The sequence below is a fragment of the Moraxella tetraodonis genome (assembly GCF_022359095.1).
In the GTDB taxonomy this organism is placed as follows: domain Bacteria; phylum Pseudomonadota; class Gammaproteobacteria; order Pseudomonadales; family Moraxellaceae; genus Faucicola; species Faucicola tetraodonis.
Map to the genome: position 1 here is coordinate 646,111 of NZ_JACSYB010000001.1, position 12,638 is coordinate 658,748.

General features: G+C 43.2%; 10 protein-coding genes. 8 read left to right on the forward strand and 2 right to left on the reverse strand.

Going from position 1 to position 12,638, the window contains the following annotated elements:
- The first annotated feature begins 375 nt into the window (after positions 1-375).
- Complete coding sequence (gene ahpC / locus H9W84_RS02885; protein WP_239741573.1) at positions 376-942, forward strand: alkyl hydroperoxide reductase subunit C; 567 nt, start codon at positions 376-378, stop codon at positions 940-942.
- Positions 943-995: 53 nt separating this feature from the next.
- Here ahpC and H9W84_RS02890 read toward each other — a convergent pair whose 3' ends face one another.
- Entirely contained in the window at positions 996-2,102 is a 1,107-nt protein-coding gene (locus H9W84_RS02890; protein WP_239741574.1) for an RNA-guided endonuclease InsQ/TnpB family protein, read from the reverse strand.
- A gap of 206 nt (positions 2,103-2,308) precedes the next feature.
- On the opposite strand from H9W84_RS02890, the gene H9W84_RS02895 reads away from it, so the two are divergent.
- A complete protein-coding gene (locus H9W84_RS02895; protein ID WP_239741575.1) occupies positions 2,309-2,662 on the forward strand; it encodes a purine-cytosine permease family protein in 354 nt (117 codons plus the stop codon).
- Between the two features lie 153 nt (positions 2,663-2,815).
- Here the strand turns inward: H9W84_RS02895 and H9W84_RS02900 are convergent, their stop codons facing one another.
- Positions 2,816-3,040 carry an HP1242/YdcH family protein gene (locus H9W84_RS02900; RefSeq protein WP_007116424.1) on the reverse strand — a complete coding sequence of 75 codons (225 nt, stop codon included), beginning with the start codon at positions 3,038-3,040 and terminating at the stop codon, positions 2,816-2,818.
- Between the two features lie 336 nt (positions 3,041-3,376).
- Here H9W84_RS02900 and ahpF point away from each other — a divergent pair, with 336 nt between their 5' ends.
- The 6 genes from ahpF to epmA all read left to right on the forward strand — a co-directional run bounded on the left by ahpF (position 3,377) and on the right by epmA (position 12,630).
- The gene (gene ahpF / locus H9W84_RS02905; protein ID WP_239741576.1) at positions 3,377-4,960 is read left to right on the forward strand and encodes an alkyl hydroperoxide reductase subunit F; all 1,584 of its coding nucleotides are present in this window, start codon (positions 3,377-3,379) and stop codon (positions 4,958-4,960) included.
- Positions 4,961-5,122: 162 nt separating this feature from the next.
- On the forward strand, positions 5,123-6,025 hold the full coding sequence (locus H9W84_RS02910; protein WP_239741577.1) for a 3-hydroxyacyl-CoA dehydrogenase: 903 nt from the start codon (positions 5,123-5,125) through the stop codon (positions 6,023-6,025).
- Positions 6,026-6,197: 172 nt separating this feature from the next.
- Positions 6,198-9,122, forward strand: a complete 2,925-nt coding sequence (locus H9W84_RS02915; RefSeq protein WP_239741578.1) for a hypothetical protein — start codon at positions 6,198-6,200, stop codon at positions 9,120-9,122.
- Positions 9,123-9,230: 108 nt separating this feature from the next.
- Positions 9,231-10,334: an RNA-guided endonuclease InsQ/TnpB family protein gene (locus tag H9W84_RS02920; RefSeq protein WP_239741579.1), complete on the forward strand. Its 1,104-nt coding sequence runs from the start codon at positions 9,231-9,233 to the stop codon at positions 10,332-10,334.
- Positions 10,335-10,452: 118 nt separating this feature from the next.
- Positions 10,453-11,556, forward strand: a complete 1,104-nt coding sequence (locus H9W84_RS02925; RefSeq protein ID WP_159769057.1) for a 4-phosphoerythronate dehydrogenase — start codon at positions 10,453-10,455, stop codon at positions 11,554-11,556.
- Positions 11,557-11,664: 108 nt separating this feature from the next.
- Positions 11,665-12,630: an EF-P lysine aminoacylase EpmA gene (gene epmA, locus H9W84_RS02930; RefSeq protein ID WP_239741580.1), complete on the forward strand. Its 966-nt coding sequence runs from the start codon at positions 11,665-11,667 to the stop codon at positions 12,628-12,630.
- The last annotated feature ends 8 nt before the right edge of the window (positions 12,631-12,638 follow it).

Below are 12,638 nucleotides of genomic sequence, written 5' to 3' on the forward strand. Positions count from 1 at the left end.
ATCTTTTTTAATCTATCATTAATTTGGTCTTGACAGTAAACTCATTATCGAGCCTTTCAAAATAATTACAAGATAGCCTAAAGATTGAAACTATAAGGCAAAACTATCAAGGTTAATTTAAAAAATTAATCAATAAATTAAAAACTTTAAACTAGACTGAATCTTAAATTGTACTAAGATAGACCCATCGATAACAACGTTTGATGAGTAGAAAACAGCAACCGACTATAGCCTAAAAAGCTAGAAGCCTAAAAAGCTAGGTTGCCAATGACATCAAATTTGTGTTATCAATATAGCACTCACTGATTTGGCTTTGTCAAATGGTGATGTTGCTAAATTTTTAACCACAACAATAGCTTATATAAGGAAAAATCCATGGCTGCAATTATTAACCAAACCATTCCAGAATTCAAAACCCAAGCATATGTGAATGGTGAATTCAAAGAAATATCATCAGATGACGTTAAAGGCAAATGGGCAGTGTTTTTCTTCTACCCACATGACTTTACCTTTGTTTGCCCAACTGAACTTGAAGACATGGCAGACCATTATGAAGAAATCAAAGGTCTAGGCGCGGAAGTGTATGCGGTATCGACAGACACCCATTTTGTACACAAAGCATGGGCAGATGCGTCACCTGCAATCGCTAAAGTAAAATACCCAATGCTTGGCGACGGTACTGGTAAAATCACTCGCGGCTTTAACGTGATGATTGAAGAAGACAACGCTGCCCTTCGTGGTACTTTCTTGGTAGACCCAGACGGTAAAATCAAAGTGGCAGAAATTCATGACCTAGGTATCGGTCGTTCTGCCAAAGACTTAATCCGTAAAATCGAAGCGGCTCAATACGTGCGTGACAACGACGGTGAAGTATGTCCAGCGGCATGGGAAAAAGGTAAAGAAACCTTAAAACCAAGCCTAGATTTGGTCGGTAAAATCTAATATTGATAGTCTAATGTTTCATTGACTGACAATTAGTTGACTTCCTCCCCTTGCTAAAGCAAGGGGATTCCTTCTACAAGACGGTCAAGCCCGACCGCAAGAATGTTCTTACTGGCATTGATATCTCTATCATGCCATGTGCCACACGAAGCACATATCCATTCTCTTATTCCAAGCGATTTTCTACCTTTCGGACTATTGGCGGTGATTTCACCGCAACACGAACATCGCTGGGTCGTGTATCTCTCATTCACGATTTCAAAACGGCAACCTGCGTTCTCGCATTTGTAGGTCAGTTGTCGTTTTAGTTCAAACCAGCCTGCATCGTAAACCGATTTGGCGAGTTTGCCTTTTTTACTGTTAAATTGGGTAGTTCTAACGTCACCTACCACGATTAGCGCATTATCTTTAACTAATTGGGTGGTGAATTTATGGATGAGGTCTTGGCGTGTATTTTTGATTTTGGCATGAATCGCTTTGACACGCTGTTTGTTTTTGGCACGTTGGGCAGTGGCTAACGCTTTGGCATATTTGAGCGTTTGTTTGATTTGTAATTTATTGCCATTTGAGGCGGTGGCACTGTCTTTTAAACCTAAATCAATCCCAACGCTACCCGTTCCGCATTGTGTTTTAGGGTAGTCTTTGACGGTAATACAGGCATACCAATGACTGCGTGCGTCTTGCACCAACTCGCAAGTGTTGATTTGATATAACGATAGATTGTAGCTGTCCCATAGGTCGATGACTAGTTTTTGTCCTTTGGCTAGGCTTAGTTGCAAAGTGGATTTTAAGCCTTTTTTGCCTGTTTGGTGCGTGGCAATATGCTTAATGGCAGATTGTTTAAATGGTAGCCAACCTAATGATTTACGTTTTGAATTTGGGTTATTGGTTCGCCATGATAGTTTGGCTTTTTTGAATTGTTTTCTAGCTTTGGCATGGGTTTCATTGATGGCTTGAATGGTTTGCGAGTGTAAGCCAACCAGTTCACCGCTACCTTTGGTATATTCGTTTAAATCATACGCACTAAAGAACTTGCCAGTACGCTTAAGATGCTCATAGCTTAACGCATTAACGTAGTTCCATACGAAATTAACCAAACCACTTAGGCGGTTAAGCTTTGCTGTGTGTTTATCTCGTATGCGTAGCTTGAGTGTTTTCATGCAAATTATTTTAGCAAAATTTATGCAAGCGTTATAGTGTACAAGTTGCCTTATATCCACCGCCTAAAGTCGGTGGTTTTACGGCAACGGCTGATAAAATCAGCTTCTTTGAAGCTTGAGAAAATAACCATGGATAGCGCACCAACCACCCACCAAACTGGCAGTCAGACCACAAGTAGCCATTACGCCTTGCTATGGGCAGGGGCGTGTCGGGTGTTTCGCTGTGGCAAAAACTTCCAGAAAAAGGCTTGGCAATTGGCGTTACCCTCATCTGTACTATCGCAGCGATGTTGTTTCCCATGGATGATATCACTGAATTTTTATACTTTTTAGGCTCAGTGTTTGCGCCAATGGCAGCCATTCAAATTGTGGACTTTTTTATTTTAAAAAATACCGATATTAAACAGCGTTTTAATGTCAAAAATTTGATTGTCTGGGCGATTGGTTTTTGCTTGTATCGTTATTGGCTTGCCCATCCACTCGATATCGGCAATACCTTGCCGGTGATTATGGTGACGATGCTATTATGCTTCTTGGTTAATGTATTCACAAAAAAATAATGCCGTCAGCCACGCTTAAACCAATTTTTTTACAGTCCAATTTTCTTAAAGTAGGGTTAATTGGTTGATTTAAGCCTTACACTTGCTATCAATAGCAAAAGCCCTGTCACAACGAACAGGGCTTAGTCAATAAAATCGAACTTAGCTTAGAACTTATTTATTTTTATTGTCTTCTAAGATTTTGTAGATTTCATCTTTTAATTGTAGTTTTTGTTTTTTTAATGCTTCAATTTCGTCATCACGGCTGCCTGCTGCAACAGGATCTTTTTCTAGGTTAATGATTTGAGCATCTAATTCGTTGTGTTTATCAAATAATTTTTCAAAGTGTTTATCAGAAGTTTTTAGTTTGCTAATAAGTTCGCGATGTTCTGGAAACATAGTCCTTTCCTTTTTTGGTTGTATGTGAAAAATAATGCAAAGGGGTCAACATATAAGACAAATTTGATTGAGTTGGTATATTGTATTTGTCTTATTAGCATTGTAACGAAAAATTGTAGGGTTGACTATACGCTAATCGGTAACAATTGGTGAGGGGGAAAAGCCACGTTATCAATGCACTTAAGTAATTTATGTATTAATATTTTGTTATATAAAATAATAAACGTTTTGTTTTTTAAAACATAGCTATCAACTTTCTTAGATTGTCAAAGCCCACAAAAATCACAATAATAAGGTTAACACAATGACTTACCCAATGACTAGAAGGAAGATACCATGTTAGATCAAGGTTTATTAGATGCAGTAAAAAGTTATAGCGAACGTATGACTCGCCCGATTGAGTTTGTGTTGGGTGAGGGTGAGCATGAACAGCGCGCTGAACTGGTGGATTTTTTGACCCAAATTGCAGGCACTACTGACAAGATTCGTTTGAGTCAACAATTCGATGCCAATCTATCACCGATGAGTTTTAAAATCCGTAGCCAAGACAAAGATACGGGTATCATTTTTAGTGGTATTCCCGGTGGTCACGAGTTTACCTCATTGATTTTGGCTATTTTACAATCAGGTGGCAGTGAGCTCAAACTTGACCCAGGTATTCAAAATATCATTAAGGCGATTAAACAGCCGCTAAAATTTGAAACGTTCGTCTCATTGTCTTGCCACAACTGTCCAGACGTGGTGCAAGCGCTGAACCAATTTGCGTTACTCAATGACAACATCAGCAATGAAATGATTGATGGTGGTGTGTTCCAAGACATGATTAACGAGCGCAATATCCAAGGCGTACCTGCGGTATATTTAAATGGCAAACCTTTTGCCAATGGTAAAATTGACACTGCCAAACTCATCGAGAAACTGCAACAGCAATATCCAGATTTGATGAGTGCTGCAGCAGCAGCCGAACAGCTTGAGGAGCAAGATGTGACCATCATCGGTGGCGGACCTGCGGGTGTGGCGGCAGCCATTTATGTGGCACGTAAAGGCTTAAAAGTGACCATGGTGGCTGATCGTATCGGTGGGCAAGTGAAAGATACCCAAGATATCGAAAACTTGATTTCAATCCCATTGACCAATGGTAATGAATTATCTGCCAATTTTGTCAAACATATCACCGCTTATAGTATAACGGTCAAAGAAATGGTAAGCGTGACATCCATCACCGAAAATTCTGCACAAATGAATGAGCAAGGCGAGGATAAGCTAACCTACCAAATCACGCTTAATACCGGTGAAAGTTTCGCCACTCGTGCGATTATCGTAGCGACGGGGGCAAAATGGCGTAAGCTTAACATCAAAGGTGAAGACGAAAATATCGGTAGTGGCGTTGCGTATTGTCCGCACTGTGATGGTCCGTTCTTTAAAGGCAAAGACGTGGCAGTTGTGGGCGGCGGTAACTCAGGGATTGAAGCGGCAATTGACCTAGCAGGCATTGTCAAACACGTGACAGTGTTAGAATTTGCTGACACGCTCAAAGCAGACCAAGTATTGATTAATAAAGCCAAAGAGCGCGATAATATTGATATCATGACGAGTGTAGCGAGCCAAGAGGTTAAAGCAACTGATGGTAAAGTCAGTTCGCTAATTTACCAAGACCGTACCACCGGTGAAAACAAAGAATTGCCATTATCTGCTATCTTTGTGCAAATCGGACTGGTGCCAAACTCGGAAGTGGTCAAAGATTTGGTACAGGTGACCAAATTTGGTGAAATTGAAATCAATGAGAAATGCCAAACCAACAAACCCGGAATTTTTGCCTGTGGTGATGTGACTACTGTACCGTTTAAGCAAATTAATATTGCGATGGGCGAAGGTAGTAAAGCGGCACTCAGCGCGTTTGAATACCTCATGTTGCAATAATTTTTTAGTTATTTTTCAAAAAAAGCCAAACCTCAGGGTTTGGCTTTTTTTTGGCGGGTAATATTGTGTTGCCTTGTCAGTCTATATTGGCGAGATAGGCATACCACCCAAAATACGCTACAATAACTTGTAAACTATCATAGCGATTTAAAGGAATAAATCATGACAACAGCAAATACTTCATCCATCAAGCAGGTTACGGTAGCCGGCGGCGGCGTACTGGGTTCTCAAATCGCCATGCAAAACGCCTTTTTTGGCTTTAACGTCACAATCTTTGATAAAGAACCTGAAAAGGTCAAAGGGCGCATCGCAAAACTCATGCCCATCTACGCCAAATTCTATGACAAAAGCCCAGCACAAGCCCAAGTAATCACCGATGCGATTCGCTATGTGACTGACTTAGGCGAAGCAGTGGCAGAGGCTGATTTGGTCATCGAAGCTTTACCAGAAGTCCTTGATATCAAAAATGAATTTTATAAGGCGCTGGCAAAGGTAGCCCCAAGCCACACGATTTTTGCCAGTAACAGCTCAACGTTGATTCCTAGCCAAATGGTCGAGGCTACAGGTCGCCCCGATAAATTTTTGGCGTTACACTTTGCCAACCATATCTGGGTGAACAACACCGCAGAAGTCATGGGCTCAGCGCATACCGACCCAGCAGTATTTGACAGCATTGTTGCTTATGCCAAAGCCATTGGCATGGTGGCGTTACCACTCAATAAAGAACAACCTGGTTATATCTTAAATACCCTATTGGTGCCTTTCTTAAATGCCGGTATGCACTTGTATGCCAATGACATTGCCGATCCCCACACAGTCGATAAAACTTGGATGATTGGCACAGGTGCACCGATGGGACCGTTTGCCATCATGGATATCATAGGGGTTAATACCATTGTTAATGTCAGCCAGCAAAAAGCCAAAACAGGCTCAAAAACTGCCGAGCGATTTATCCAAAAACTGCAAACCGAACTGATTGATAAAGGTCGCACAGGGTTTGAAGTGGGGAAGGGTTTTTACGATTATCCAAACCCGGCTTATAAAGACCCTGATTTTTTAAAATAAGCGTCAAAAAAGTTTAAAAGTCAGTGTTTAAAAGCTTGTGGATGACAAAAGCCCATTCACCCAAAGTGGGCTTTGGTTTTTTATCTTTTATTGCGGCAGCACACACGGCTAGCACTTGCCAAAGCCAACAATTTACCCCAAAATGATAAAAAATTGTTGCCAAAACCCCCCGATGAAGCCGACCATAGCCCAACAAGTCAACACCTTATTATATTATTTGCAGACCAAGCAGACACCGCCGTTTAAGATCCTGTTTTGGGAAAACTTGCAAAAGATTGACTTTGATTATTCAGCCAACAGCCTACAACAACTCAGTCGGTTTTTTGCGGCAATGGCAAAACGCCACATTCAATTGCCACAATTATTGGCAAACCAAAGCGGGCAAGCACTTGTAGTAGCGCTCGCCGCTTATATTGCAGACTATTTAGCCAAAACCACCGGGCAAGCGATTGCTTGGTATGACTATGACACGATGTCAGCGCAACTGGCACGGCAAAATAAGCACCCCACCCACTCACAGTTACCTGCCAATTTTTACAGCTCACTCACCGCGCGCATCGGGCACAAGTTATATTGCCAACCGCTTAAGCTATTACCAGATTTGCTGCAGGGTAAAGATGTGTTGCCACAGTTTATTGCCCAGATGACGCAGACCGTGTATCAGCAATCGCAAGTCAACTTATTGCAATCGCCTGAGGCAGTGTGTCAGGGCTACTTGGCAAAAGTGAAAACAGGCAAACTACAAGACGACGCTATCGCATTTTCTACGTTTTTGGCAGGGGTGAATTTTGATCATAGCCGTGATAGCTTAGTGCAAATTGATGAGGCATTATCGGCTATTCAGCAGGCGTTTGGGTTTACGCAAGCGGATTATCTTGATTTTTTGCAAGATGCCTCACGTCAAGCATTTTGCTATTTGCTGGGGTTTTATATTGGCGTGACTAGCAGTCGCTTGGCCAATGCGCCCGTGCGCTGGGTATCTTTTGCGCAGATGTATGATAGCTTGGGCGAGGCGTTTGCTGAATGCCTTGAGCATAGTTTTGTGCTGCTGTTTGAGGACTGCTATCGCACGCCGATGCTGGTAGTGACCAATCGGTTATTTGGACTTGCTAGCAATTTTCCGACCACCGCTGCTGAGTTTGCGGATATTGTGCAACGGCAAAATGCAGGTCACCTAGCGGTTTATCCTTATCAAGACGCTGTGAGCGCTACCGCTGACTTGCTAGCGTCTTGGACGTCAGCCATGCAGGCGGCGGGTGGATTGGTGGCGTCTGTGCTATCAAGGCTATCACAAGGTCAGCCGATTGTACCTTGTGTCTATCAAGCGCATCGCAGCGATAATACAGGGGGTGACTTAACCGCATTTAATCCATTCAATATTAAGCTGTTATCACCTAGCGATACGGATTTAGACACAGTTACAGCCACAGATACAGATACAGATACAGATATAGACACGCTAATTGATAGCCTCTACCAAACGCTGCATCAAAACCCACAGTTAGCCCCCATAATCGTTGGCTGTTTTGATAGCTATACCAATTTGCCGATGGGGCGTACTGAAGGGATCGTGATTGAGATATGGGTGTATGAAAACCCTCGCTTACAGCTGCAGCTTGTGTTGCCGTATCAGTCTGCCAATGATTGGCACAGTCTAAAAATTTATCCGTTAGTCAGTCATCAAAACGGCGCACAAACAGCGATTACGTCAGAACAACTAACCGCATTAACCACTCACTTTTACCAAGCACTGCTAAGCGCACCTTCAACACAACATACCGCGGTCAAAACGCTGTGGCAAGATGCCTATGTCAATCAACTTGATAGCTGGGTATTGCCGCCCAAAGATCAGCGTATCCAGCAACAAAACGCGCAGCTGGTGACGCATTTTGATTTTACGCTATTGCCGATACTCGATAATCAACCCAATGGGAATATGGCAACTTTTGACTATACCAGCATTGATTGGCGCGGGTTTGATTTGGCAAAACATATTTTGCAAGCCAGCCACCACGAACAAAGCTATTTGCAGGTATACGTTAGTGATAATTTGATTAAAGATGAACTGTATCGGCAAGTAGAAGCGACCGAGGATTTATATCGCTATGGCAAAGTGGTGTGGGGCGTGGTGATAAAATCTGATGCGGCGTTAACCGAGCCTATGTCAGAAGAGGAGCGAGACACGCCTTTTGCCAACCATCGGGTGAGTTGTGCCGACATTTTGTTTGATCCAAGCGGGCAAGCAAGGGTAGAAGATTTGCAAGCCAAGGCAAGTCAATTAATGGATGCGGTTGGTACAGTCAATCAGCCGCCAAATCAGCCGCCAAATGCTCCACCCGATGTGGCGTTTTATCAATTACATTGCCAAGACGACACATCTAGGGTATTTAATTTGGCTTATCCAGCCAGTATCGCAGCGACAAACTATCGGATAACTACCAGTTGGATTTGGCGGCGTCATTTGCCCAATGGCATGTTATCAAATAGCGTAGTGCCCATTATCATTCATACTCATGCTTACCAAAATAAACCCGAGCAGGGTGAAATTATGGTATTGCCTAGCCAATTATGGGATAAAGCCTATTATCACTATTGGCTAAGCTTGGCTTATGAGCAGTTTGGGCAAGATTATGATTTACTTCCTTATATTCACTGGCAGCAAAAATACGCACAGGATAGCACCGATGCCGCGACCCAAAAGCGGCTATGGCCAAAATTTAAACCCAATCGAGCAACCAATCGAGCACCCAGCCGAGAACAAAGTTCAGCTATCGGATTGATGTCAGACAAGCTAGAAAATCCAATGTCAGCTACTGCTCAGCAACAAGTCGCTATTCAACAAACGACTGGGCAAAAGCTTGCTGATGTAAAGCCAACTTTACAACCACAGACATCACAGACAGCACAGACCCCAAAACCGACGCCACCATCCTCACTATCCAATGAGTTGACGCAGCAACTTAGGAATGACAGGCTGCGCTTACAAACCCAATTATCCACCAAAGATACAGCCAAAGATAAAAAACTTCTAGTGATTGCTATCGGTGGGGTGTTTGTTTTGATTATCATGGTGATACTGGTCAAATTGATGCGATAAATTTCCCCAATTTTTATCACCGTTGCCGTAAAACCACCGACTTGAAGCAGTGGGTATAAGGAAGCTCATGCAGTATAATACTTGCATAAATTTTGTTAAAATAATCCAATGAAAACACTCAAGTTACGCATACGAGATAAACATATAGACCAACTGAACCGCCTAAGCGGTTCGGTCAATTTCGTGTGGAATTATGTCAATGATTTGAGTTACAGACACCTACAAAAAACTGGCAAATTCTTTAGTGCTTATGACCTAAACGACTACACCAAAGGTAGCGGTGAGTTACTAGACTTGCATAGTCAGACTATTCAGGCAATCAATGAAACCCATGCCAAAGCTAGAAAACAATTCAAAAAGGCTAAACTGTCATGGCGAACCAACAACCCAAACTCTAAGCGTAAGTCATTAGGTTGGCTACCATTCAAGCAATCTGCCATCAAGCATATTGCCACGCACCAAACAGGCAAAAAGGGCTTAAAATCCACCTTGCAACTATCCCTAGCCAAAGGGCAAAAACTAGTCATTGACCTATGGGACAGCTACAACCTTAGCCTATATCAAATCAACACGCTGGAAATTGTCCAAGACAGCCGTAACCGTTGGTATGCCTGTATTACCGTCAAACAATACCCTAAAACCACTTGTGGAACTGGTAGCGTCGGTATTGACTTAGGTTTAAAAGACAGTGCTACAGCCTCAAATGGCGATAAACTACAAATCAAGCAAACGCTCAAATATGCCAAAGCATTAGCCACCGCCCAACGTGCCAAAAACAAACAGCGTGTCAAAGCGATTCATGCCAAAATCAAAAATACACGCCAAGACCTAATCCACAAATTCACTACCCAATTAGTCAAAGACAATGCCCTAATCGTGGTAGGTGATGTTAGAACTACCCAATTTAACAGTAAAAAAGGCAAACTAGCCAAATCGGTTTACGATGCAGGTTGGTTTGAACTCAAAAGGCAACTGACCTACAAATGCGAGAACGCAGGTTGCCGTTTTGAAATCGTAAATGAGAAATACACTACCCAAACTTGTTCGTGCTGTGGTGATATGTCCAGCAGCTTGAGCGGTAGAGCAGGTTTGCGAATAAGAGAATGGACTTGTGCGAAGTGTGACACACGGCATGATAGAGATATTAATGCCAGTCGGAACATTCTTGCGGTCGGGCTTGACCGTCTTGTAGAAGGAATCCCCTCACTTTAGAGAGGGGAGGAAGTCAATTGAAAAAAGTCAGCATACACATCAAAAGGTCATAAAAATTTGTTATGCTAACGGTCTGTAAGTTGGATGATGACAACAAAAAGAAAGATAGGGATACAATATGAAAATTATTGCTGATGGCAATATTGCTCATTTAAGCGATTTTTTTAATGAACACACTTTAGGGCGACCCATCGAATTGATTGCGATGGCAGGGCGTGAGATTGACGCGGCTGTGATAGATGAGCATCAGCCTGATATTTTGTTAGTACGTTCCGTCACGCCTGTCAACAAGCTGTTATTAGACAACAATAAAAGCGTCAAATTTGTCGGTAGTGCCACCATCGGCATCGACCATGTCGATGTGGAGTATCTCGCCAAGCGCGGTATCATTTTTGCCCATGCCGCTGGCTGTAGTAAACACTCGGTTGCACAATATGTGGTGGCAGCGATTGCCAATTTGCGCCCTGATTATTTATTCAAACCCATCAACCTTGGGATTATTGGGGTGGGTAATATCGGTAATACCCTCGCGCAATATGCGATTTCCTATGGTTGGAATGTGCTGGGCTATGACCCACTCAAACCACCATCGGTGGTGAACAACGCCAAACTTGAAACTGTGCTGCAAGAAAGCAATGTGATTAGCTTTCACGTGCCACTAACGCATGCGCACAACAGCTCATATCCCACCCATCACGACTATCTAATGACCCAAGCACGCTGGCAAACCGTATCCGACACTGCCATCATCATCAATACCTCACGCGGTGAAGTGCTCGGTCGTGATGATATTGTCGCAAGCCCGAATGTGTGTGTGCTCGATGTGTTTGAGCACGAGCCCAATATCGATGCAGAGCTGCTCAAAGCCTGTAGTATCGTTACCCCGCATATCGCAGGTTATACCCTAGAAGGCAAACTTAGGGGTACACAGTTTGTCTACAATGCCTTATGCAACTATTTACAGGTTGCCCCAACGGTTGATTTTCATACCTTGATGCCAGCTGAAGTGCCGCTGTTTCAAGAAGTGCATAACCCACTCAAAGACCACGAGCGCCACCAACTGCTCAATAAAATTCCTGTGATGTATGATATCAAAGCCGATGACAAGCGTTTACGTAGTGTGGCAAATGCAAACGGTGATATTGAAGGCAAAGACTTTGATAACCTGCGTAAGAATTATCCGCTGCGCCGTGAATGGCAATCATACGTGTTCAAAATTTGATAAAAAATGTTCACCATGACATAAAGCAAAAATAGCCAGTATGGGAAAATACTAGCTATTTTTTTTGGGTCTGCTAATATTGTCGCAAATCCACCTATCCAAACTGCTATGTCAACCACTTATCAACCTACTTGCACCCTACAAACCGCCCAAGCCCGTGCTGCGATGTACGCCACCATCCGCCAATTTTTTGCCGAGCGACAGGTGCTAGAAGTACAAACCCCGGTGATGTCACAGGCGGGTAATACCGATATATTTTTGCAATCCGTCTCTAGCAATGTCACTGTGAGTGACCATCCAACAACCTACTATCTGCACACCTCACCCGAATTTGCCATGAAGCGTCTATTGGCAGCCTGGCAAGTGCCGATGTACCAGATTTGCCCCGTGTTTCGCGACAACGAAATTGGCAGCCGTCACAACATTGAATTTACCATGCTTGAATGGTATCGTCCCAATTTTAGCTTGGATGAACTGGCAAAAGAAACCAATGATTTGGTGTCCGCGGTACTCGGCTATCCGGTGATTTTTGACCATTATCGCTATGTCGATGCCTTTATGGATTTTGTTAAAATTCATCCCTTCAATGCCAGTTGCGATACCCTCAAAGCCATCGCCAAAGATAATGGTCTTAACATTGATTTGGGGGACGATCACCAAGGCTGGTTAGATTTGTTATTTAGTCATTTGGTGGAGCCTAATTTAGGAAAAGCGCTACCGACACTCATCTACGATTATCCTGTCGCCACTGCCGCGCTTGCCAAGACAGTCACAGACAAAGATGGTAATCGGGTAGCTAGACGCTTTGAGCTGTATATCAATGGTCTTGAAATCGCCAATGCGTATGATGAGCTGGCTGATGGACAAGCGCTGCGTCTGCGCTTTGATGAAGATAATGTGGCGCGTAAAAAACGCGGGCTACCTGTGATGCCAATTGACGAGAACCTGCTGGCAGCTTGTGATGCCTTGCCAGCTTGTAGTGGCATTGCGCTTGGTATTGACAGGCTGCTGATGATTAAAACGGGCAAAACCCATATCCGCGATGTCATCGCTTTACCCACCCCTCACGCCTAATAGCGATG